Here is a 23,676-nt window from a genome sequence, read left to right on the forward strand (position 1 = left end):
GGCTGGCATGAAAACGGTCCTGTGCTATGGCGATTCGCTGACATGGGGGTTTATTCCCGATGGCACGGGACGCCATGCCTTGCAGGACCGTTGGCCTCAGGTGCTGCAGGCTGAACTTGGCGACGCGGTGCATGTGGTCAGCGAGGCCCTGAACGGCAGAACCACGGCGTTCGACGATCATCTCTCGGGTTTCGAGCGCAATGGTGCAAAGACGCTTGGCACGACGCTTGGATCGCATTTCCCGCTGGACCTGATCGTCATCATGCTTGGCACGAATGACATGAAATCATTCGTCTGCGGCAATGCCCAGGGCGCCAAGCGCGGCATTCAGCGCCTGATCGAGATCGTGCGCACGACACAATACCAGTTCAGGGCGGGCACCCCGCAGATCCTGATCATGGCGCCGCCGCCCTTGCGACGGGTGGAGATAGCGGAATATGTCGAGATCTTTGCCGGCGGCATCCAGCAGTCGCAGCTGCTTGCAGGGCTTTATTTCGAGGCGGCCCAGCTTGCGGGTTGCGGCTTCTTCGATGCCGGCTCGGTGGCGACGGCCTCGCCATTGGATGGTATCCATCTCGATGCGGAAAATACCAGGGCGATAGGCAAGGCCGTCGCTCCAATCGTTCGACAAATGCTCGACAGTTCAGTCTAGGAGGACCGAGACGTGGCCAATAATTACGACGTGATCATCATCGGTTCGGGACCGGGCGGCTACATCGCCGCCATCCGTTCGGCGCAGCTGGGCTTGAAGACGGCCATTGTCGAGCGCGAGCATCTGGCCGGCATCTGCTCCAACTGGGGCTGTATTCCCACCAAGGCGCTGCTGCGGTCGGCCGAGATCTTCCACTATGCCGAACATGCAAAGAATTATGGCCTCAAGGTCGAGGGCACCGTTACGGCCGACCTGAAGGCGATCGTTGCGCGCTCGCGCGGTATTGCCGAACGGATGAATGGCGGCGTCGGCTTCCTGATGAAGAAGAACAAGGTCGATGTCATCTGGGGCGAGGCGAAGCTGACCAAGCCGGGCGAGATCGTCGTTTCCAAAACCACGAAGAAGCCGGTCGAGCCGCAGGCGCCATTGCCGAAGAATACGCTCGGCGAGGGCACGTACACCGCCAAGCATATCATCGTGGCGACGGGCGCCCGTCCGCGCGCTCTCCCCGGTATCGAGCCGGATGGCAAGTTGATCTGGACCTATTTCGAGGCGATGAAGCCGGCGGAGATGCCGAAATCATTGCTGGTCATGGGATCGGGCGCCATTGGTATCGAATTTGCCTCCTTCTACCGCACGATGGGCGTGGACGTCACCGTCGTCGAGGTCATGTCCCAGGTCATGCCGGTAGAGGACGCCGAGATCTCGGCTTTCGCGCGCAAGCAGTTCGAAAAGCAGGGCATGAAGATCATCCTCGACGCCAAGGTCGCCAAGGTTGACAAGGCCGCAAATTCCGTCACCGCCCATGTGGAAATGAAGGACGGCAAGGTCGAGAAGATTACGGCCGACCGACTGATTTCCGCGGTCGGCGTTCAGGGCAATATCGAGAATATCGGTCTTGAGGCCCTCGGCGTGAAGACCGAGCGCGGCGTCATCGTCATTGATGGCTATGGCAAGACCAACGTGCCGGGCATTTACGCGATCGGCGACGTGGCCGGCCCACCCATGCTGGCGCACAAGGCGGAGCACGAGGCGGTTATCTGCGTCGAGAAGATCGCCGGCCTGCCCAATGTCCACCCGATGGACAAGGCCAAGATCCCGGGTTGCACCTATTGCAACCCGCAGGTCGCGTCGGTCGGGTTGACCGAAGCCAGGGCCAAGGCCGACGGCTATGATGTAAGGGTCGGCCGGTTTCCCTTCGTGGCCAATGGCAAGGCCATTGCGCTCGGAGAAGACCAGGGCATGGTGAAGACGGTGTTCGACAAGAAGACCGGCCAGCTTCTCGGTGCGCATCTTGTCGGAGCCGAGGTGACGGAGCTGATCCAGGGATTTGTCGTTGCGATGAATCTGGAGACGACCGAAGAAGAACTCATGCACACGATATTCCCACATCCGACCTTGTCGGAAACGATGAAGGAGAGCGTGCTCGACGCCTATGGTCGCGCATTGAATGCCTGATGCGGAAAGGACACCACGAGGTTGGTGACGATAAAAGACGGCAAGCCGTGGGTTGCCCTGTCGTGGGCGGTGCTGAAATGGTCCACGATCGGGGGGATCGTGATCGGCTTCGTCCCGTCGGCCTTGAGCGTCGCCTCGGGCAACACCATATCCATCAATGGTGTTGCTCTTGACGGGTGGTACGGCGTCTGGGTCTTCACCCTGGCCTTCGGCTTGGGCGGATTGTTATTCGGTGCTATATGGGCCTTGGTGTTTCGTGCAATAGCCATCGCTTCGGAACGAAAGTAAGGGAAACCTATGAACGAGCCAGTGGTTGGATTCATGAGCATGCCCGGCGTGGGTTTCTTTGGCATGCTCATTGTCGGGTTCATAGCGGGCTATGTGGCGGAGAAGGCACTGGATCGCAGCCATGGCCTTTTCACGAATATCCTCGTCGGCATTGCCGGGTCCTTTGTCGGCGGCACGCTCGCAGGCGTCTTGAACATCAATTTTTACGGTTTCTTCGGAAATCTGATCGTTGCGACAGTCGGCGCAATTCTCATCCTTTGGGTTTTCGGTAAGACCCGCGCAGGAAACTAGGAAGGTTCAATGGTAACCGTACTCGATACGATCGATCAGAAACGCCGGCTTCGCCATCCGGAGAAGGCACACAGGCCGGATTCCGAGATACTGAAAAAGCCGGACTGGATCCGCGTGAAGGCGCCGGTATCGAAAGGATATTCGGAGACGCGGGACATCGTGCGTTCGCACAATCTCGTCACGGTCTGCGAAGAGGCGGGCTGCCCGAATATCGGCGAGTGCTGGGACAAGAAGCACGCGACATTCATGATCATGGGCGAAATCTGCACCCGCGCCTGTGCCTTCTGCAACGTCGCGACCGGGCTGCCCACAGCCCTCGATCCGGAAGAGCCCGAGAATGTCGGCAAGGCCGTGAAGAAGATGGGCCTGCAGCATGTCGTCATCACCTCCGTCGATCGCGACGATCTGGCCGATGGCGGTGCGCAGCATTTTGCCGACGTCATCCATGCCATCCGCCGCATATCGCCGGGCACGACCATCGAGATTCTGACGCCCGATTTCCTGCGCAAGCCGGGGGCGCTGGAGATCGTGGTTGCGGCGCGCCCTGACGTCTTCAACCATAATCTGGAAACGGTTCCGTCGAACTACCTCAAGGTTCGGCCGGGCGCTCGTTATTTCCATTCCATCCGCCTGCTGCAGCGCGTGAAGGAACTGGATTCGACCATCTTCACCAAATCCGGGATCATGGTCGGCCTTGGTGAAGAGCGCAACGAGGTCCTGCAATTGATGGACGACCTGCGCTCGGCGGATGTCGACTTCATGACCATCGGCCAGTATTTGCAGCCGACGCGCAAGCACCATCCGGTGCTGAACTATGTCACGCCCGAAGAATTCAAGTCCTACGCGACGATCGCCAAGACGAAGGGCTTCCTCGTGGTCGCCTCAAGTCCGCTTACGCGCTCTTCCCACCATGCCGGGGAGGATTTTGCCCGCTTGAAGGCTGCGCGCGAAGCACAACACGCAGCGCGCAGCTAACAGCTACATGCCGAAGTTCGAGACGACCCGACCCGTATCGCATCGCGCAGACCAGATGTTCGATCTCGTTGCGGATGTGGAGCGCTATCCCGAATTCCTGCCGATGTGCGAGGGCCTGAAAGTGCGTTCGCGCAAGGAACGCGATGGCAAGACGCTGCTCATCGCGGATATGACCGTCGGTTACAAGCTGATACGCGAGACATTCACCAGCCAGGTTCTGCTGAAGCCGGCGGAGAGCCTGATCGAGACGAAATATATCGACGGGCCGTTCCGTTACCTCGACAATCGCTGGAAATTCGTTCCGGCCGAGAACCCGGGACATTCATCGGTGAACTTCTATATCGACTATGAGTTCAAGAGCCGCACGCTCGGCTTTCTCATGGGATCGATGTTCGACATCGCGTTTCGCAAGTTCACCGAAGCATTCGAGAAGCGGGCCGACGCAATCTATGGCCGTCCGGCGGAGGGTTGAGCATGGATGATGACAGCTACGAGCTTCATTGCGAGACGCCGTCCGTTGAAGATTATCGGCGGCTTCGTGAATTGTCCGGGCTTTCGCCGAAGAGCCTCGAAGCCGCGGAGAAGGGCCTGCCCAACACCATTCATGCCGCTATCGTCCGCCACAATGGCGCAACGGTGGCGATGGGGCGCATTGTCGGCGATGATGGCTGCTTCTACCAGATCGTCGATATAGCGGTCGATCCGGAGCATCAGGGCAAGGGGTTGGGCAAGAGGATCGTGTCCAACCTGGTAGATCATATTCAGGCCCGGGCGCCAGAGGGCGCCTATTGCAGCCTCATCGCCGATGGTCCGGCAAGATATCTCTATGAAAAGTTCGGTTTCGAGCCGGTCACGCCGGAATCCATCGGCATGGCATTGCGGGTCGATCGCGACTGATCATTGCGTCTTCTTCAGCCCGTGGAGAATGAGTTCCAGCGCTGCATCGACGGCGGCTCTGCGAATGGATTCGCGGCCGTCATCCTTGAACAGATGTTTGGCCGCGATGGGTTCGGAACCGTGTCGTGCAAGGCCAAACCATACGAGCCCGACCGGCTTTTCAGGCGAGCCGCCGCCCGGGCCGGCAATGCCCGTGACGGAGACGGCAATGCCCGCCCTGGAATTTTGCAGCGCACCGGTGGCCATCGCCCGGGCAACCTCTGCCGATACCGCCCCGTGCTCGGCGATGAGTGCCCGCGGAATGCCAAGCATCTGTTCCTTTGCTTCGTTGGAATAGGTGACGAAGCCGCGGTCGAACACATCGGATGAGCCGCCAATATCCGTGATCGATGCTGCGATCATTCCGCCCGTGCAGGATTCGGCCGTGGCCAGCATCAATCCGGCGGCGCGGCAGGCTTCGAGCACCTCAATGGCTTTCTTCTCTGCTATCAGCCCGCTCATTCCGGCAGCCCGCCCGGATAGATCACCGACGCGGTGGCGATGGCCGCGATGCCTTCTTCGCGGCCAATGAATCCAAGTTTCTCATTGGTCGTCGCCTTGATCGAAATGCGGTCAGCCGAGATTCCGAGCATGGAGGACAGTTCGCGCGTCATTGCCTCACGATGCGGTCCGACCTTCGGAGCCTCGCAGATCAGGGTAATGTCGGCATTGGCGATGCGCCCGCCGGCTTCCCTGACGATGCCCACCGCATGCTCGACGAATATGCGTGAGGCGGCGCCTTTCCACTTGGCCTCCGAGGGAGGAAAGTGCGTGCCGATATCGCCGGCGCCGCGTGTGGCCAGGAGTGCATCGGTGAGTGCATGGAGGGCGACGTCGGCGTCGGAATGGCCGGAAAGCTTCTTGTCATGGGCGATGAAGACACCAGCCAGCGTCACCCCGTCGCCGGGTTCGAAAGCGTGGACGTCATAGCCGTTTCCAGTCCGGACATCGGGAAATGCCATGTTATTCTTGGAAAAGCGGTCATCGGCCATCTCGATATCCTTAGCCCAGGTGAGTTTGGTGTTGTCCGCCGAACCTTCGACGATGCGAACTGGCAGGCCCGTCCATTCCGCAATGGCGGAATCATCGGTGAAATCGGAGCGCCCGGCGGCAAAGGCGGCGTCATGCGCTGCGAGGATCGGCACAAACGGGAAGGCTTGCGGCGTCTGCGCAGCATAGAGCCCGGCCCGGGGCACGGTGCCGCTGACCATCGCATCATGTCCCGCCGCCTTCAACGTATCCGAGACGGCGAGTACGGGCAGCACGCCCATGTGCGGCGTCAGGTTGAATATGACCCGTTCGAGCAGGTCCGGCGCTATGAAGGGGCGAACGCCGTCATGGATCAGAACATGGTCGGGCGCGGCCTCCCTCAGCGCCAACAGGCCGAGACGGGTCGATTCCTGCCGGGTCGGTCCTCCGGTGACAACCGTGACGCCTGCGGCAAGCTCGCCCAGCGCCTGCGCAAACAGGGCATCGTCTTCGCGGTGGATGACCACCACGATATCGTCGAGGAGCGGGCAATCGAGGAATGCGCGCACGGTATGGGCGAGTACGGCTTCGCCACCGATCCTGCGATACTGCTTCGGCCCCTCGATGCTTTGACCGGCGCGCTCGCCGCGCCCGGCCGCCACAATGACGGCCGCTACCCGCGGTTTGCTATCGTCAATCGTCCCCGGCACACAATCTCTCCATGACCGCAAATGCGTTAACCTCTGCACGGCAGAAAGGCCAGAGCTTTCCGCACAATGGAAGTTGAAAACGCACACTTGCCGCACGCAGTCTACCTTGCGGACGGGCGTGATCCTGTCTAAAGGATAGGCTGATGAAAAATTGCATACGAAACAGGCAATCTCTGTGATCGATCTGGCAAGCCCCCTGAATGTCGGCGGCGTCGAACTGCGCAATCGCGTATTGCTCGCGCCGATGTCCGGCGTTTCCGACCTGCCGTTCCGCCGCCTGGCCTGGCAGGCCGGCGCGGGAATGGTCGTATCGGAAATGGTTGCCAGCGCCGAACTCTGCACCCGTGAACGCTGCAATCTGCTGCGCCTGAAGGGCGAGGGCCTTGGCACGCATGTCGTGCAGATCGCCGGGCGCGAAAGCCGCTGGATGGCCGAAGCCGCGCGCATCGCCGAGGGCGAGGGCGCTCATATCGTGGACATCAATATGGGGTGCCCCGCCAAGAAGGTGACGGGCGGGCTCTCCGGCTCGGCGCTGATGCGCGACCTGGATCACGCGATCAGCCTGGTGGAGGCGACGCTTGGGGCAGTCAAGGTTCCGGTGACGCTGAAGATGCGTCTCGGCTGGGACGGCGACAGCATCAATGCTCCCGAACTCGCCGCGCGCGCCGAGGCCGCCGGAGTGCGGATGGTGACCGTCCACGGCCGCACCCGCTGCCAATTCTATGAGGGCAAAGCGGATTGGGGTGCGATTCGCGCCGTGCGCGATGCCATCTCCATTCCGCTCGTGGCGAATGGCGACGTTCTCGACCGAAACGATGCGCTGGCGATTCTCGATGCTTCCGGGGCGGACGCCGTTATGGTGGGACGCGGCTCCTATGGGCAGCCCTGGCTGCCGGGCGCGATAGTGGACGATAGCCGCGCGGAAGTCGGTCCGATTGCCGACTATGCCGTGGTGCATTACGAGGCGATGCTTGCCCATTATGGCGAACTGACCGGTACGCGCCACGCGCGCAAACATATCGGCTGGTATCTCGACAGGTTTGCGCCGGCGATAACTCCGGCCGAGCGCGGCTGCCTGTTGACCGACAAGGACCCGCGCAACGTCGCGCGCAGCCTGCATGCGGCGCTGTCGGTCGCGCATACGGGCGAATTCAAGAAGGTGGCATGATGGGGGAAATCAACAGGGCTGCACTTGACGAGGGCGTGGCGACCATGGTGCTCAATTCATTGCGGCACCCGGTCATCATGCTGGACGAGGCGGGATTCATCTCCTTCGCCAATGCCGATGCCGAAGCGTTCTTTCGCTCCAGCGCCAGCATTCTCAGCCGCAACACGCTGGAAACCTTGCTGCCATTCGGAAGCCCCCTGCTTGCGCTGGTCAAGCAGGTTCGGGAAAATCCGTCACCGGTCAATGAATACCGCGTGGATGTATCGTCGCCGCGCCTCGGGAACGACAGGATCGTCGATCTCTACGTTACACCCGTCAGTGAAGCGCCCGGTTCGATCGTCATCCTTTTCAAGGAGCGGTCGATGGCGGAGAAGCTCGATCGGCAGATGACGCATCGCGGTGCAGCGCGCTCCGTTACCGGGCTTGCATCCATGCTCGCGCATGAGATCAAGAACCCTCTGTCGGGAATTCGCGGCGCCGCCCAGCTTCTGGAGACTGGCCTGAACGATGATGATCGCGCACTTACGCGGTTGATCACCGACGAAACCGACCGGATCGTCTCGCTGGTCGACCGGATGGAAGTGTTTTCCGATGAACGGCCGATCGAACGCGAGGCGGTGAATATCCATGTCGTGCTGGACCATGTCAAAGCCATTGCGAAGAATGGTTTTGCCAGCCACATCAAGTTCCATGAAGATTACGATCCGTCATTGCCCTATGTGTTCGCCAATCGCGACCAGCTCGTGCAGGTGTTCCTCAACCTCGTGAAGAACGCCGCCGAATCCATCGGCCAAGGCGAGTCGGGCGAGATAACGCTGTCCACCGCCTTCCGACCCGGCATCCGCCTTTCGATTCCCGGCATGCGGAACCGCGTTTCGCTGCCGCTCGAATTCTGCGTGTCCGATACGGGCGCCGGGGTCGCACCCGATATCATGCCGCATCTGTTCGATCCGTTCGTGACCACCAAGCCCAATGGTTCGGGGCTTGGGCTTGCCCTTGTTGCCAAGATCGTCGGCGATCATGGCGGGGTCATAGAATGCGATTCCGTTCCGCGGAAGACGACGTTCCGCATTCTGATGCCCGCATGGCAGAGCGATCCGCTTGATGACGGGCAGGGCGATGCGGTTTCAACTAGCAAGAAGACAGGATTCTGATCATGAGTCTCGGCAGTATTCTCGTCGCTGACGACGACGCCGCAATCCGGACGGTGCTGAATCAGGCCCTGTCCCGCGCCGGCTACGACGTGCGCATCACATCGAATGCCGCCACGCTCTGGCGCTGGATATCCGCCGGCGATGGCGACCTCGTGATCACCGACGTGGTCATGCCTGACGAGAATGCTTTCGATCTCCTGCCTCGTATCAAGAAGTCGCGGCCGGACCTGCCGGTCATCGTCATGAGTGCGCAGAATACCTTCATGACCGCCATTCGCGCTTCCGAGGCTGGCGCCTATGAATATCTGCCGAAACCGTTCGATCTGACGGAACTCGTCAGCATTGTCGGCCGGGCGCTGGCGGAACCCAAGAAGAAACCGGAAAAATGGGTGGCGGACGAGCAGCCCGACACAATGCCGCTCGTCGGGCGCTCGCCGGCGATGCAGGAGATCTATCGCGTCCTGGCGCGCATGATGCAGACGGACCTCACCGTGATGATTTCAGGCGAATCCGGCACGGGCAAGGAGCTGGTCGCGCGGGCGCTGCATGAATATGGCCGGCGGCGCAAAGGCCCGTTCGTCGCGATCAACATGGCGGCAATCCCGAGGGATCTGATCGAATCGGAACTCTTCGGGCACGAGCGCGGTGCCTTCACGGGCGCGCAGAACCGCTCCAGCGGGCGGTTCGAGCAGGCGGATGGCGGAACGCTGTTTCTGGACGAGATCGGCGACATGCCGATGGAGGCGCAGACCCGGCTGCTTCGCGTGCTGCAGCAGGGCGAATATATGACTGTGGGCGGGCGCACGCCGATCAAGACCGATGTGCGGATCGTCGCCGCCAGCAACAAGGATCTGCGGACCCTCATCAATCAGGGGCTGTTCCGCGAGGATTTGTACTACCGCCTGAACGTGGTGCCGCTCAGACTTCCGCCCCTGCGCGAGCGCGGCGAGGATATTCCCGATCTCGTGCGCCATTTCTTCAAGCTGGCGGTGAAGGACGGTCTGCCGGAGAAGCGCATCACTTCGGCTGGACTGGACCTGATGCGCCGCTACCCCTGGGCGGGCAATGTACGCGAACTCGAAAACCTCGTCCGGCGGCTGGCGGCCCTCTATCCTCAGGAAGAAATCAACGCGGATGTCATCGAGGCCGAGCTGAAGGCAGACCTGCGTCCGGCGGAGCCTGCTTCGGCGGTCATGGCCAGTGATGACGTGACGATAGGCCAGGCCGTCGAAAACAACATGCAGCGGTATTTCATGTCCTATGGCGACGATCTTCCGCCGCCCGGGCTCTATCAACGCGTGCTCGAGGAGGTGGAATATCCACTTATCCTCTCCTGTCTCACGGCGACCCATGGGAACCAGATCAAGGCGGCGGAGCTTCTTGGTCTCAACCGCAACACGCTGCGCAAGAAAATCCGCGAGCTCGGCGTGAATATATACAAGAACAACCGTTAGCGAAGGCGGCGCGGCCGGGCAATCCAGCCACGCCTGCGGCAATCAGTCGAGCAAGCCGATATAATCGAGCTTGCCGACGGGAGCGCCATTGTGGCGCAGTATGTTCTGCGCGGTCGTGACGTGGAAATAGAAGTTCGGCAGGACGAATTTGAGAACGTAGTCCTGGCCGCTGAGCGCTACTTTCATCTTGCCGAAGTTCAGCATCACCTCGCGCGCGGCCGAATCGGCAAGGTCCGCCTCGTCGACGCTTTCGAGGAACGCCGCCGTCTTGGCCAGACGTTGTTTCAGTTCGTCGAAATTGGTCTCATTGTCGGGGAAGCTCGGCGCGGCAATATCCGTGAGGCGGCCGATCATGTTCTTCGACGTGTCGCTCATGCGCTGGACCTGGCCCGAAAATGGCAACATGTCGGGAGCGAGACGGGCATTGAAGAGGATAAGCGGGTCGATCTTCTTCTCGGCGGCATAGTGTTCCGCCTTGTCGATGAGCGAGGAGGCGATGGAAAGACCACGCAGCAGTGCGGGCACGGCTACGGAATATAGGGACAGGGACATTATTGCTCCTTCAGAGCGTTCAGATTCACGTCCCTAGCAGTTACGACCCGGAACGACATTTTCAAGTGGCGATTTCGTTCTGGCCATGCGCTGCTGCCAAAATCAGCTCGTTCGGGTCGCTGCTGGCGTGAACAATGCGATTGCGCCCCTGGGTCTTGGCCGCGTAAAGGCATTTGTCCGCCGCGATCAAAGCCTCTTCCAGCGACTGCTGCGGCAGGTGGATCGATATGCCGACGCTAACGGTTACGTCGAGGTTCTCCACGCGCAATTGTTTCGGAATGTCGCGCACCCCCGTCAAGAGCCGGTGGGCGAGCCAGTCGGCCTTGCCGACATCGGCATTGGCCAGGAAAACCGCAAACTCTTCCCCACCGAACCTTGCGGCGTAATCCCACTCCGTGGTGATGGCGCGCAGCAGCAATCCTATTTCCTGCAGGACCGCATCGCCGATGGCGTGGCCGAAGCGATCATTGATCGATTTGAAATGGTCGGCATCGATATAGAGGATGGCGCCGGCACTCTTGTCGGGGTCGCACAGATTGATATGGCGCTGCGCCTGGAGATAAAAATCGTTGCGGTTGGACAAGCCCGTGAGATCGTCGCGGCGGGAAGCCTCGTCGAGAAGTATCGCAGTCTGCTTCAGCCTTTGGTTCAGGTCGATCAGAAAAGCACCGAGCGGCGCACTGACGATGACGACGATGCAGGTCGTAACCGCAAGCAGGCCAACGGTATCGTTCAGATCGACGAAGAAGGAAAACACGACTGCAAGGGTGTTGGCCGCCGTCGTAGCCATCACGACCATGACAACGACTTGCCGCGGCGGTGACAGATTGCCGAATTTCGTGACCCAAAAATCGTAGGTGCTCATGGTTCTCGCCGGATTCCCCAGTCATTCCTACACCACGGCGGTGAAAAACTTGACAACAAAACGCATAAATTTGCCGAACGTCTACGTGGCAGTGATGCTTTGGTACAATTTTTCAGAGGATGTCGAACGAGACCGTTGCATTTCCGCCACAATGTGTTGCATGAGTGCCACTTGTTTCGGATTGCGTGGCGATGGTCTTGTCTGATTCTGTCAATTTGGCCAGTGGTGGCCCAACCCGTGGCGCAGCCGGAGGCAGCAGCCAGCGCTTCTTTTCGCGCGCCGGCATCCTGACTGTCGCGCTTGCGCTTCTGACGACGGGCGTCACCTTCGTCATTCTCACCGACATGACGCCGATCCGGCCGGAAAGTGGCGTCACGCTGGTGTTGACGGCCGTCAATGCAGTTCTCATCCTCGTCCTGATCGGCTTGATCGGCCGGGAAATATACAGGGTTGCCCAGGCACGCAGCCGCGGGAAGGCGGCGTCCCGCCTTCATGTCCGCCTCGTGGTGCTGTTTTCCCTCGTTGCCGCGGTGCCTGCGATGATCGTGGCTATCGTTGCGTCGATCACGCTTGATATGGGGCTTGATCGATGGTTCGAGATGCGCACCTCGATGATCGTGCGATCTTCGATCAGCCTCGCCGAATCCTACATTCAGGAAAGCGCGCGCAACCTGCAGAACAGTTCGCTGGAGATGGTCGAATATCTCGATGCGCAGCGGACGCTCTACAATGTCGATCGTAGCGGCTTCCTTCGAATGATGACGCAGCAGGCCGTCAGCCGGAACATGGTGGCCGCTTCCCTGATCAAGGAGAATGGCGAAACCGTCGCCCGCGCCGACATCCGCACGAACATCGATATTCCCACCGTCGCCCGCGGCGTGCTCAATACCGCCTCCGACGGGAAGCCCGTGCTTATCCCGCCGGAGCAGACCAATCTTCTGAGCGCGGTGATAAAATTGCGCGAGATGCCCGGGCTCTACCTTTATGCGGTTCGCCCGGTCGATGCGGACATTCTCAATGCCAGCCGCGCCGTCACGCAGCAGAATGCCGGCAGCATGAGCAGCCCGAACCAAGGCATACCGACGCAGCTGCTTTTTGCACTGCTCTATTTCGGCCTCACGCTGACGCTGCTTCTGTCGGCCATCTGGACCGGTATTGCCGTCGCCGACCGTCTGGTCAGGCCGATCCGGCTGCTTATCGGCGCCGCGGGCGATGTTGCTACGGGCAATCTGGACGTTTCCGTGCCGGTGCATCGATCCGATGGCGATGTCGGCTCCCTGTCGCAGACCTTCAACACGATGGTTCGCCAGATCGGCACGCAGCGCAACGATCTCGTCAGTGCCAAGGATCAGATCGACGAGAGGCGGCGTTTCTCCGAGGCCGTGCTGTCGGGAGTGACGGCGGGGGTCGTCAGCGTCAATGGCGATGGCATCGTCGAGATCATCAATCGTTCGGCACAGTCGATGCTCGGGCTCGATCCGGCGACTGCAGGTGGCAAGAACCTTTCCGCGCTGGTTCCCGAGATCGGCCTGGTCTTCGAAGTGGCCCGGGCGACGAACCGCTCGGTCTACCGGGAGCAGGTCGCCATATCGAGGCATGGCAGCGCGCGGACGTTCAACGTTCAGATAACGATGGAAGATGCTGATGCCGCAGAACATTCCTATGTCGTGACCGTCGACGACATCACGGATCTCGTCGAGGCGCAGCGCTCCTCGGCCTGGGCCGACGTGGCACGACGGATCGCCCATGAAATCAAGAATCCGCTGACGCCAATCCAGCTTTCCGCCGAAAGGCTGCGCCGTCGCTTCGGAAAAGCCATCACGCAGGATCGCGAAGTCTTCGACCAGTGCACGGAAACCATTATCCGGCAGGTCGGCGATATCGGGCGGATGGTCGACGAGTTTTCATCCTTCGCTCGCATGCCGAAGCCGGAGATGCGCCTCGTAGACCTGCGCGAGGCTTTGAAGGAAGCATCCTTCCTCGTGGAAGTCAGCAGAAGCGACATCCGTTTCGAGCGCGATTTCGCTGATGAGCCGCTGATGGGGATGTTCGATCCCCGGCTCATGGGGCAAGCCTTCGGCAATGTGATCAAGAATGCCGCCGAGGCGGTCGAATCCGTCGTCAAGGAGGGGCATCTCGATGGCCATATCCTCGTGCGCTGCAGGGCCGTCGGCGAGGAAATGCTCATCGAGATCCTCGACAATGGCAAGGGCCTGCCGCGCGAGCATCGCCAGCGCCTGCTCGAACCCTATATGACGACGCGCGAAAAGGGCACCGGCCTCGGCCTTGCTATCGTCAAGAAGATAGTCGAGGACCACGCGGGGCAACTCGAATTACACGACGCACCGGAAGAATTCTATGGGGGACGCGGGGCGATGATCCGCATGGTCTTTCCCCGTGTCCGGCCGGACAATCATCCAGAAGAACAGGTGAATTCAAATGGCATCTGACATCCTTGTCGTTGACGATGAAGTGGATATTCGCGAGCTCGTTGCGGGCATCTTGAGTGACGAGGGCTATGACACGCGCATGGCCTCGGATGCCGACAGTGCCCTGGCGGCGATCGATGATCGTATTCCACGGCTGATATTCCTCGACATATGGATGCAGGGCAGCCGGCTCGACGGCCTCGCATTGCTCGACGAGATCAAGCAGCGCCACCCGGAAGTACCGGTGGTGATGATTTCCGGCCACGGCAATATCGAAACCGCCGTCTCGGCGATCCGCCGCGGCGCCTATGATTTCATCGAGAAGCCGTTCAAGGCGGACAGGCTGATCCTCGTCGCCGAACGCGCGCTGGAAACGTCGAAACTGCGCCGCGAGGTTTCGGATCTGCGCCGGCGCTCGGCCGAAAGCTTCGAGCTGCTGGGCAATTCGCTGGCGATGAACCATCTGCGCCAGACGATCGAACGCGTTGCGCCCACCAATAGCCGCATCATGATCACCGGCCCGTCCGGTGCCGGCAAGGAATTGACGGCGCGGGCGATCCACGCGCTTTCCACCCGGGCAAAGGGACCGTTCGTCAATCTGAACGCTGCGACAATCACTCCGGAACGCATGGAGATAGAGCTGTTCGGCACCGAATCCGATGGCGGCGAGCGCAAGGTTGGCGCGCTGGAGGAGGCGCATGGCGGCATCCTCTACCTGAACGAGATCGCGGACATGCCGCGCGAGACGCAGAACAAGATCCTGCGCGTCCTCGTGGACCAGCAGTTCGAACGTGTCGGCGGCACCAAGCGCATCAAGGTCGATGTGCGCATCATCTCGTCCACCGCACAGAATCTTGAGGCGATGATCGCCGAGGGGCGGTTCCGTGAAGATCTGTTTCATCGGCTGGCCGTCGTGCCGGTCATCGTTCCGCCGCTGGCCGATCGTCGCGACGATATTCCCGCGCTTGTCGATTTCTTCATGGCGCAGATCGCGGAACAGGCCGGCATCAAGCCGCGCAAGATCGGTCCCGACGCAATGGCGGTTCTGCAATCGCATTCATGGCCGGGCAATATCCGGCAATTGCGCAACAATATCGAACGCCTGATCATTCTCGCGCGCGGCGACGATCCGGAGGCTGTCATCACCGCGGACCTGCTGCCGGCGGAGATCGGCGATACCTTGCCGAAGGCACCGACCGAATCGGATCAGCACATCATGGCGCTGCCGCTGCGCGAGGCGCGCGAGCGCTTCGAGAAGGAATATCTTATCGCCCAGATCAACCGTTTTGGCGGAAACATCTCGCGCACCGCCGAATTCGTTGGTATGGAACGTTCAGCACTGCATAGAAAGCTGAAATCCCTCGGGGTTTGAAGCATTCGGGATGCGATGACCGGAGTAGCTCATGCCTGGCACTATCAATCGAGAGCCGCGCGTCCTATCGGCTGGGGCCAAGGGAAACCGGGTCGGACAATGGTCGCCGCTGCATTCGATCTTCCTCGTGGAAGGCATGTCTAGCTGATGCGCGTGATCATATGCGGCGCCGGTCAGGTCGGCTACGGCATTGCAGAGCGTCTCGCAGCCGAGGACAATGACATATCCGTCATCGATACGTCGGCCGAACTCATCCAGGTGGTTCGGGATACGCTCGATGTGCGCGGCTTTGTCGGGCATGGCGCCCATCCGGACGTTCTCGCGGCGGCGGGTGCGGACCAGGCCGACATGATCATCGCGGCGACGCTCTATGACGAAGTGAACATAGTCGCCTGCGAGGTGGCCCACGCGCTGTTCAACGTGCCGACGAAAATAGCGCGCATCAGGGCGCAGGCCTATCTGGCGTCGCACTACCAGGACCTGTTCTCGCGCGATCACATGCCGATCGACGTGATCATCTCGCCGGAACTCGAGGTGGGCGAGATGGTCCTGCGGCGCATTGCGCTGCCGGGGGTGAGCGACGTGGTGCGCTTCGCCGACGAGCATATCGCCGTTCTGGCAATCGAATGTCTCGAGGATTGCCCGGTCATCAACACGCCGCTGTTCCAGCTGACCGAGCTCTTTCCCGATCTCGAAGCGACCGTGATGGGCATCATGCGGGGCGACAGCCTGTTCATCCCGCGCTCGACCGACCAGATGTTCAGCGGAGACATCGCCTATGTCGCCGCCACCAAGGATCAAATACATCGCACGCTTGCCCTGTTCGGGCATGAGGAGCCGGAAGCGACCCGGATCGTCATAGCCGGCGGCGGCAATATCGGGCTCCATGTCGCCCAGACCATCGAAGCTAGGCAGCCGAAGACCAGGATCAAGCTGATCGAGCCCAATCTGAAGCGTGCCCATGCCATCGCGGATGAGCTGCGCCGCTCGCTGGTGCTACATGGCAGTGCGCTCGACCAGAAATTGCTGCATGAAGCCGAAATTCAGGATGCGGACCTCATGGTGACGCTGACCAATGACGATCAGGTCAACATGTTGGCGGGGGTGATGGCGAAACGCCTTGGCTGCAAGTCCAATCTGGTCCTGATCAACAATCCCGATTTTCTCGACCTCGGCAAAAGCCTGGGGATCGATGCCCATATCAGCCCGCGAAGCGTCACGATTTCGCGGGTTCTTCAACATGTAAGGCGCGGGCGTATCCGCGCCGTTCACAGCGTGCAGAAGGGCCGGGCCGAGGTCATCGAGGCGGAGGCGCTGGAGACTTCACCCATGGTCGGCGCGCCATTGCGTGATCTCGACCTGCCGGTCGGCTTGCGGATCGGAGCCATCTACCGCAATGGCGAAGTCATCAAGCCGAATGGAAGCGTCCGCATCAAGCCCAAGGATCGCGTCGTCCTGTTCGCGACCGCGGACACGGTCAAGCAGGTCGAACAGATGTTCCGCGTCAGCCTCGAATTCTTCTGATAAGTCCTGTTACACGTCAAAAACCGTCCATCTTGTGAGAAACAAATGACCAAGACCCTCGCCTTTGCCGGCAACCTGAACCGCAATGCGCTTCCCGGGAAGGGCGATGGTATAAATGTCTATGAATTCAACGAACAAACGGGCGATCTTTCACTAGTGAGTGAATACAAGTCCATCGACAATCCCGGCTATCTCGCCATCGACGAGAAGCGCAAGCGGCTTTATGCGGCGTCGGAAGTGCCCGAATGGAACGAGAATCTCGTCGTCGCCTTCGACATCGACCCCGCGCGCGGCGAACTCTCCTACATCAACATGCAATCGGCACTCGGCAATGCGACCTGTCACCTGAGCTTCGACATTGCGCGCGAGACCATATTCGCCTCCAACTACACGGTAGCGCCCTTGGGCGCCCGACCGGGCAATGCCATCGCGGCACTCGCCATTCGCGGTGATGGCGGGCTTGATCCGGCGTTCGCGGCCTCGATTCACGAGGGTCCGAAGGCGATATTGCCGACGCAGAAGCGCCAGCACGGCCATTGCTCCGTTACAAGTCCGGACAATCGCACGCTCTATGTGTGCGACCTCGGTCTCGATCAGATCATTGCCTATGACATGCCGCACAAAGGGGAGGAGCTTCGCCTTTCGGCCGAACCGGTGACGCAATTGCCGGAGGGGGCGGGGCCTCGCCATATGGTTTTCCATCCCAATGCCCGGAATGCCTATGTCATAAACGAGCTGAACTCGACGATTTCGGCGCTGGAGCATGATGCCGCTTCGGGGCGCCTGCGGATCATCCAGACGGTTCCTGCCATTCCGGAGGATTTCACGCAGACCAATACCTGCGCTGAAATCGCCGTAAGCGAAGATGGGCGCTTCCTTTATGGCTCGAATCGCGGCCATAACAGCATCGTCATCTACCGGATCGAGGCGAACGGCGAACTGTCGCTGGTCGGCTGGCAGCCGTCGCAGGGCATCGGGCCGCGAAACTTCGTCATCGATCCCTCCGGCCGCTTCATGCTGGTCAGCAATCAGAAGGGCGGCGGTATCGCTGTATTCCGGCGGGATGCGGAGACCGGAAAACTGGAAGACACGGGCAAGCGTGTCGAACTTGCGACGCCCATGCGCATCGTATTCGGAAGATTCTGAGGAGTAGTGAAATGTCGCGCATAGCCTATGTGAATGGCCAATATGTCAGGCATGCCGATGCCGGCATCCATATCGAGGATCGCGGCTATCAGTTCGCCGATGGCGTCTATGAAGTGTGCGAGGTGGCGCGCGGCAATATCATGGACATGACCCGCCATCTCGATCGACTCGACAGGTCGATGTCCGAACTGAAAATCGGCTGGCCGATGGCTCGGAAAGCGCTGGTGACGGTCATCAAGGAAGTGGTGCGCCGCAACAGGGTCCATAATGGCCTGGTCTATCTTCAGGTGACGCGCGGCGTGGCGCGGCGCGACCATGTATTTCCTTCGGCGACCACCACGCCTGCCATCGTCGTGACGGCGAAGCGGACGGACCCGGCGGCCAGTGCCGCGCGGGCGGCGAAGGGCATAAAGGTCATCACCGTGCCGGAAAACCGCTGGGAACGCGTCGATATCAAGTCGATAGGGCTGCTTCCCAATGTCATGGCGCGCCAGCAGGCCAAGGAGCAGGGCGCACAGGAAGCGTGGTTCGTCGATCCGGACGGGACGGTCAAGGAGGGTGCCGCCACCAATGCCTGGATCGTGACCAAAGACGGCACGCTGGTGACGAGGCCGGCCGAGACGGGCATCTTGCGCGGCATCACCCGCACGACGATATTCGATGTGGCGAAGAAACTAGGACTGACCATCGAGGAACGCGGATTCTCGGTCGAGGAAGCCAGGAATGCGAAGGAAGCCTTCATGACTGCGGCCACGACGGTCATCATGCCTATCGTTGAAATCGATGGCCATGTAGTCGCCAATGGACATCCCGGCGCCACGACACTTTCCTTGCGGGAGGCGTTTTTTGACATTGCGGAAAAAACGCCATCCTGTTAACCCGTGGATGAGGGGACTAAACGACGCTATATCTCCACCTCCTGCCGGTGCGGATAATATCCGCGCCTGCTGCCGACATCTGCATGGGACACGTTTGCTGATCGCATAAAAGGACAAAAACAATGGCTGAACGATCGCAGAATCTTCAGGACCTTTTTCTGAATTCCGTCAGGAAACAGAAGATTTCTCTGACAATTTTCCTCATTAATGGCGTGAAGCTGACGGGGATCGTCACTTCTTTCGATAATTTCTGCGTGCTCTTGCGCCGCGACGGGCATTCGCAGCTCGTGTATAAACATGCCATCTCGACCATCATGCCAAGCCAGCCGGTGCAGATGTTCGAGGTCGAAGAAAGCGACTGAGACCAGGATTGGCTAAATCTTCAGGGCGTAACTCAAGAAAAACAGACGTAAACGCCGCGGCCGGCACGACGGCTGAAGAACCCACACGGGCTCTCGTCATCGTGCCGGTATTGCCCTTGCGGTTCAGCGAGGGCGCCAGGAACGACGATTCAGGCGGATATAGCCGCGAATTCCAGCGCAGCGACGAGGCTCGGCTGGAAGAAGCCATCGGCCTCGCCAAGGCGATCGATCTCGACATCGTATTTTCCGACATCGTCCAGGTCGCCGCGCCCCGGCCGGCGACCCTGCTCGGCACGGGCAAGGTGGAGACCATTGCCGAGATCGTGAAAGGCAATCACGCGGAACTCGTCATCGTCGATCACGCGCTTACGCCCGTTCAGCAACGGAACCTCGAAAAGGAATGGAACGCCAAGGTGCTGGATCGCACCGGGCTGATCCTCGAGATTTTCGGCCGTCGAGCCCAGACCAAGGAGGGCGCGCTGCAGGTGGAGCTTGCCCACCTTACCTACCAGAAGGGGCGTCTCGTTCGAAGCTGGACCCATCTTGAGCGCCAGCGCGGCGGTGGCGGCTTCCTCGGCGGTCCCGGTGAAACCCAGATCGAGGCCGATCGGCGGGCGCTGCAGGAAAAGATCCTGCGCATCAAGCGCGAGCTCGAAACCGTGGTGCGGACGCGCAGCCTGCATCGAAGCAAGCGCAAGAAGGTGCCGCATCCGGTCGTCGCCCTCGTCGGCTATACCAATGCCGGCAAATCGACCCTGTTCAATCGCATGACCGGCGCGGGCGTGGTGGCCGAGGACATGCTGTTTGCGACCCTCGACCCGACGCTGCGCCGCATCAGGCTGGAACATGGCGAGACGATCATCCTGTCCGATACGGTCGGATTCATCTCCAACCTGCCGACGCATCTTGTCGCCGCTTTCCGCGCGACATTGGAAGAAGTGGTCGAGGCGGACCTGATCCTGCACATCCGCGATATCTCCGATCCGGATACGGCCGCCCAGGCCGAGGACGTCCACGCGATCATGGCGAGCCTCGGCATCGAGAGGGGCGATACGCGCCGCATCATCGAGGTCTGGAACAAGATCGATCTTCTGGACGATGCGGGCAGGGAGGCGGCTCATCGCTTGAGCGCGGCATCGGTCGGCGACGAACATCCGCTGCCGGTTTCGGCCGTCACCGGCGAAGGCGTCGACGTGCTCCTGCGGGAGATCGAGAACCGCATCGCCGGGAAGCTGCAGCGCATCACCATCACGCTGAACCAGCATCAATTGCGGCTGGTGGACTGGGTTTATCAGCACGCGAGCAATGTGGATCGGACAGATCTGGAGGATGGCTCCGTCAAGATCAGCATGGACATGACCGCGACGTCGAAACAGGGGCTGGAAGAAAAGCTCGGCCAGCCGATATAGGCGATCAGGTCCGGCCTTTTGCCGCGATCCAGAGTTCCTCCATTTCGTCGAGCGTCGCATCTTCCAGCGGCTGGCCGCGCTCGCTCAGCTTCCGCTCGATGAAATGAAACCTCGACCGGAATTTCTCGTTGGTCCCGCGCAGGGCGCTTTCCGGCTCCAGGTCGAGATGCCGGCCAAGATTGACCATGGCAAAAAGCAGATCGCCATATTCGTCCTTGGCCCGTTCCGTATCGCCGCTGGCGATCTCGTGCCGCAACTCGGCGATTTCTTCTTCGATCTTGTCGAGTATGGGGGCGGCTTCAGACCAGTCGAAACCCACTTTCGCCGCCTTCTGCTGAAGTTTCAGCGCCCGCATCAGGGCAGGAAAGCCATGCGGCACATCATCCAGATATCCAGCCGCTTCATGCGACGTCAGGCCAAGCTCGCTGCGGCGTTCGCGGCGCTCGCGTTTTTCCTCCGCCTTGATCTTGTCCCACATGCCCTTGGCCATGCCGGCGCCGCGCGCCTGCTCGTCGCCGAAGACATGCGGATGGCGGCGGATCATCTTGTTCGTGATGGCCTGGACGACGTCGCCGAAATCGAAAGCGTCGATCTCTTCCGCCATGCGCGCATGAAAAACCACCTGCAGCAGGAGGTCGCCCAGTTCTTCGCGAAGATCGTCGAGATCGTCCCGTTCGATGGCGTCAGCCACCTCGAACGCCTCTTCGAGCGTATAGGGCGCGATGGAGCGGAACGTCTGCTCGATGTCCCACGGGCAGCCGGTGACGGGAGTGCGAAGCGCAGCCATGATGTCGAGCAGGCGCGCAATGTCTCGAGATGGTTTCATTGAACAGTGATAGGCCAGCCGGGGGCAGGGCACCATAAAAGCCCTTGTCGCCGATCGGCTTGTCCACAGCTCTTGCTGCGCCTCCCGTTGCCGCAAGTTGAGGATCTGCTTTTCAATGCACACCGGACGATGTTACGTTCGTGCTATGTTCCAGGTGATTCTCCGCAGGGGATCCGTGTGCCGGAGATCCAATGGCCGCATATCTTGAAAAGCTGAATGAAGCGCAGCGCAGCGCCGTCGAGTTCGGCGTCGCAGAGGGAGCCATCGCGGGTCCCTTGCTCATCATCGCGGGCGCAGGGTCGGGGAAGACCAACACGCTCGCGCATCGCGTCGCCCATCTCATCGTCAATGGCGTCGATCCCTCGCGCATACTGCTGATGACGTTCTCCCGGCGCGCGGCGACGGAAATGGCGCGGCGGGTGGAGCATATCTGCCGCCAGGTGCTGGGCGCAAATGGCAGCCTCTATAGCGATGCACTGGAATGGTCCGGCACGTTCCACGGCATTGGCGCCCGGATATTGCGGGATTATGCCGAGCAGTTGTCGCTCGACCGCGACTTCACGATCCACGACCGCGAGGATTCGGCCGATCTGATGAACCTCGTCCGGCATGAGCTCGGCTTTTCGAAGACCGAAAGCCGGTTCCCGACGAAATCGACATGCCTGGCGATCTATTCGCGCGTCGTCAATTCGGAGCGGCAGCTCGCGGAGGTGCTCAAGGAGCATTATCCCTGGTGCGGCAACTGGAACGATCAGCTGCGGGAGCTCTTCGGCGGCTATGTGGCCGCCAAACAGGCGCAGAATGTGCTCGATTACGACGATCTTCTGCTCTACTGGGCGCAAATGGTCGGCGATCCTCTGCTGGCCGAGGATGTCGGCTCGAGGTTCGACCACATACTGGTCGATGAATACCAGGATACGAACCGGTTGCAGGCCTCCATCCTGCTGGCGCTCAAGCCGGGCGGCAAGGGTATTACCGTCGTCGGCGACGATGCCCAGTCCATCTACTCGTTCCGGTCGGCGGAAGTGCGCAATATTCTGGACTTTCCAGCCGCCTTCTCCCCGAGCGCCGAGGTCATCACGCTCGACCGCAATTATCGCTCGACCGAACCGATCCTCAAGGCCGCCAATGCGGTGATCGACCTTGCATCGGAGCGGTTCACCAAGAACCTGTGGACGGAGCGCCAGTCAGCGGCGCGGCCACGGCTCGTTACGGTACGCGACGAGACCGAACAGGCCCGCTACATCGTCGAAGAAGTGCTGGAAAATCGGGAGACGGGGGCGCTGCTGAAGGAGCAGGCGGTGCTCTTCCGCACCTCCCATCACAGCGGAACGCTGGAGATCGAGCTGACGCGGCGCAATATTCCCTTCGTGAAATTCGGCGGGTTGAAATTTCTCGACAGCAGCCATGTCAAGGATACGCTCGCGGCGCTTCGCTTCGTCCAGAACCCGCGTGACCGGGTGGCCGGGTTTCGGCTGATGCAGCTCATTCCCGGCATCGGTCCGGGCTCGGCGCAGCGGGTACTCGACCAGATGGCGGAAGCAGCGGATCCGCTCGCGGCGCTTTCGGCCATTTCGGGTCCGCCCCGCGCCAGCGGTGAGGACTGGCAGCAATTCGTCGAGTTGCTGCAGTCCCTGCATGGCAGCAACACGCCCTGGCCGACGGAGATAGACCGGATCCGTGCCTGGTACGAGCCTCATCTGGAACGGCGCTACGAGGACGCCTCCATGCGCCTTGCGGATATATTGCAGCTAGAGCAGATCGCGGCGGGATACAATTCCCGCCAACGTTTCCTGACCGAACTGACGCTCGATCCGCCCGACGCCACCAGCGACCAGTCGGGGGTGCCATCGCGCGACGAGGACTATCTGATCCTCTCGACGATCCACTCCGCCAAGGGGCAGGAATGGAAGTCGGTCTATCTTCTCAACGTCGTCGATGGCTGCATGCCTTCGGATCTCGGCGCCGGCTCCCGCCCGGAACTGGAGGAGGAGCGGCGCCTGCTCTATGTTGCGATGACGCGAGCCCGGGACGATCTGCACCTCGTCGTGCCGCAGCGGTTTTTCACCCACGGCCAGAATGCGCAAGGCGACAGGCACGTCTACGCATCGCGCACGCGGTTCATTCCGGCGACATTGCTGCAGTATTTCGAATGTTCAAGCTGGCCGAAGGTTCGCGCATCCAGCGAGCGGGAGCAGGCGGCGCGCAGCGTGCGGGTCGATATCGGCGCCCGAATGCGCGGTATGTGGTCCTGATAC

Annotated in this window: 23 protein-coding genes; 18 read left to right on the forward strand and 5 right to left on the reverse strand. The window is 60.7% G+C overall.

The features are described 5' to 3' along the window. Positions 1-7: 7 nt before the first annotated feature. Genes M8997_RS05050 through M8997_RS05080 form a run of 7 tightly spaced genes read left to right on the forward strand, consistent with a single transcriptional unit; the run spans position 8 to position 4,561 of the window. Positions 8-652, forward strand: coding sequence for an SGNH/GDSL hydrolase family protein (locus tag M8997_RS05050; protein ID WP_250014286.1), 645 nt, complete (start codon positions 8-10; stop codon positions 650-652). A 12-nt stretch (positions 653-664) separates the two neighbouring features. Then, complete coding sequence (gene lpdA, locus M8997_RS05055; RefSeq protein WP_250014289.1) at positions 665-2,110, forward strand: dihydrolipoyl dehydrogenase; 1,446 nt, start codon at positions 665-667, stop codon at positions 2,108-2,110. Between the two features lie 21 nt (positions 2,111-2,131). Further along, positions 2,132-2,398, forward strand: coding sequence for a hypothetical protein (locus tag M8997_RS05060; RefSeq protein WP_256473205.1), 267 nt, complete (start codon positions 2,132-2,134; stop codon positions 2,396-2,398). A gap of 9 nt (positions 2,399-2,407) precedes the next feature. Next, a complete protein-coding gene (locus M8997_RS05065; RefSeq protein WP_250014291.1) occupies positions 2,408-2,689 on the forward strand; it encodes a GlsB/YeaQ/YmgE family stress response membrane protein in 282 nt (93 codons plus the stop codon). Positions 2,690-2,698: 9 nt separating this feature from the next. Then, positions 2,699-3,664, forward strand: coding sequence for a lipoyl synthase (lipA, locus tag M8997_RS05070; protein WP_250014294.1), 966 nt, complete (start codon positions 2,699-2,701; stop codon positions 3,662-3,664). Positions 3,665-3,671: 7 nt separating this feature from the next. Then, positions 3,672-4,136: a type II toxin-antitoxin system RatA family toxin gene (locus M8997_RS05075; RefSeq protein WP_250014296.1), complete on the forward strand. Its 465-nt coding sequence runs from the start codon at positions 3,672-3,674 to the stop codon at positions 4,134-4,136. Between the two features lie 2 nt (positions 4,137-4,138). Next, on the forward strand, positions 4,139-4,561 hold the full coding sequence (locus M8997_RS05080; RefSeq protein ID WP_250014298.1) for a GNAT family N-acetyltransferase: 423 nt from the start codon (positions 4,139-4,141) through the stop codon (positions 4,559-4,561). Here M8997_RS05080 and M8997_RS05085 read toward each other — a convergent pair whose 3' ends face one another. Together M8997_RS05085 and M8997_RS05090 are read right to left on the reverse strand one after the other, a co-directional pair. Beyond that, positions 4,562-5,062, reverse strand: coding sequence for a CinA family protein (locus M8997_RS05085; RefSeq protein WP_250014300.1), 501 nt, complete (start codon positions 5,060-5,062; stop codon positions 4,562-4,564). Continuing rightward, positions 5,059-6,279, reverse strand: a complete 1,221-nt coding sequence (locus M8997_RS05090) for a bifunctional 2-C-methyl-D-erythritol 4-phosphate cytidylyltransferase/2-C-methyl-D-erythritol 2,4-cyclodiphosphate synthase (RefSeq protein WP_250014301.1) — start codon at positions 6,277-6,279, stop codon at positions 5,059-5,061. The genes M8997_RS05085 and M8997_RS05090 overlap by 4 nt, the downstream gene beginning before the upstream one ends. Positions 6,280-6,454: 175 nt before the next feature. On the opposite strand from M8997_RS05090, the gene dusB reads away from it, so the two are divergent. From dusB to ntrC, 3 genes are read left to right on the forward strand one after another with little or no spacing between them, the layout of a single operon-like run. Then, entirely contained in the window at positions 6,455-7,447 is a 993-nt protein-coding gene (gene dusB, locus M8997_RS05095) for a tRNA dihydrouridine synthase DusB (protein WP_371929492.1), read from the forward strand. Continuing rightward, positions 7,444-8,601 (forward strand): nitrogen regulation protein NR(II), encoded by a 1,158-nt coding sequence (locus tag M8997_RS05100; RefSeq protein ID WP_250014302.1) that lies wholly within the window; start codon positions 7,444-7,446, stop codon positions 8,599-8,601. The genes dusB and M8997_RS05100 overlap by 4 nt, the downstream gene beginning before the upstream one ends. A gap of 2 nt (positions 8,602-8,603) precedes the next feature. Continuing rightward, positions 8,604-10,055: a nitrogen regulation protein NR(I) gene (gene ntrC, locus M8997_RS05105; protein WP_250014303.1), complete on the forward strand. Its 1,452-nt coding sequence runs from the start codon at positions 8,604-8,606 to the stop codon at positions 10,053-10,055. 42 nt (positions 10,056-10,097) lie between these two features. Here the strand turns inward: ntrC and M8997_RS05110 are convergent, their stop codons facing one another. Then, a complete protein-coding gene (locus M8997_RS05110; protein ID WP_250014304.1) occupies positions 10,098-10,607 on the reverse strand; it encodes a DUF1993 family protein in 510 nt (169 codons plus the stop codon). Between the two features lie 61 nt (positions 10,608-10,668). After that, a complete protein-coding gene (locus M8997_RS05115; protein WP_250014305.1) occupies positions 10,669-11,472 on the reverse strand; it encodes a GGDEF domain-containing protein in 804 nt (267 codons plus the stop codon). A 191-nt stretch (positions 11,473-11,663) separates the two neighbouring features. On the opposite strand from M8997_RS05115, the gene M8997_RS05120 reads away from it, so the two are divergent. From M8997_RS05120 to hflX, 7 genes are all read left to right on the forward strand, one after another. Next, positions 11,664-13,922 (forward strand): PAS domain-containing sensor histidine kinase, encoded by a 2,259-nt coding sequence (locus M8997_RS05120; protein WP_250014306.1) that lies wholly within the window; start codon positions 11,664-11,666, stop codon positions 13,920-13,922. Beyond that, positions 13,912-15,273 (forward strand): sigma-54 dependent transcriptional regulator, encoded by a 1,362-nt coding sequence (locus M8997_RS05125; protein ID WP_250014308.1) that lies wholly within the window; start codon positions 13,912-13,914, stop codon positions 15,271-15,273. Before M8997_RS05120 ends, M8997_RS05125 begins: the two co-directional genes overlap by 11 nt. A gap of 147 nt (positions 15,274-15,420) precedes the next feature. After that, positions 15,421-16,797, forward strand: a complete 1,377-nt coding sequence (gene trkA / locus M8997_RS05130; RefSeq protein ID WP_250014311.1) for a Trk system potassium transporter TrkA — start codon at positions 15,421-15,423, stop codon at positions 16,795-16,797. Between the two features lie 45 nt (positions 16,798-16,842). Continuing rightward, entirely contained in the window at positions 16,843-17,943 is a 1,101-nt protein-coding gene (locus M8997_RS05135; RefSeq protein WP_250014313.1) for a lactonase family protein, read from the forward strand. Positions 17,944-17,954: 11 nt separating this feature from the next. Continuing rightward, the gene (locus M8997_RS05140; RefSeq protein WP_250014316.1) at positions 17,955-18,821 is read left to right on the forward strand and encodes a D-amino-acid transaminase; all 867 of its coding nucleotides are present in this window, start codon (positions 17,955-17,957) and stop codon (positions 18,819-18,821) included. A 122-nt stretch (positions 18,822-18,943) separates the two neighbouring features. Further along, positions 18,944-19,183, forward strand: a complete 240-nt coding sequence (gene hfq, locus M8997_RS05145; RefSeq protein WP_008129219.1) for an RNA chaperone Hfq — start codon at positions 18,944-18,946, stop codon at positions 19,181-19,183. 8 nt (positions 19,184-19,191) lie between these two features. Continuing rightward, positions 19,192-20,592 carry a GTPase HflX gene (gene hflX / locus M8997_RS05150; RefSeq protein WP_250014318.1) on the forward strand — a complete coding sequence of 467 codons (1,401 nt, stop codon included), beginning with the start codon at positions 19,192-19,194 and terminating at the stop codon, positions 20,590-20,592. A 4-nt stretch (positions 20,593-20,596) separates the two neighbouring features. Here hflX and mazG read toward each other — a convergent pair whose 3' ends face one another. Beyond that, the gene (gene mazG / locus M8997_RS05155) at positions 20,597-21,418 is read right to left on the reverse strand and encodes a nucleoside triphosphate pyrophosphohydrolase (protein ID WP_250014320.1); all 822 of its coding nucleotides are present in this window, start codon (positions 21,416-21,418) and stop codon (positions 20,597-20,599) included. A 191-nt stretch (positions 21,419-21,609) separates the two neighbouring features. Between mazG and M8997_RS05160 the strand changes: the two genes are divergently transcribed. Then, a complete protein-coding gene (locus M8997_RS05160; RefSeq protein ID WP_250014322.1) occupies positions 21,610-23,673 on the forward strand; it encodes an ATP-dependent helicase in 2,064 nt (687 codons plus the stop codon). Positions 23,674-23,676: the final 3 nt, after the last annotated feature.

It is taken from the genome of Phyllobacterium sp. 21LDTY02-6 (assembly GCF_023554255.2).
Classification (GTDB): Bacteria; Pseudomonadota; Alphaproteobacteria; order Rhizobiales; family Rhizobiaceae; genus Phyllobacterium.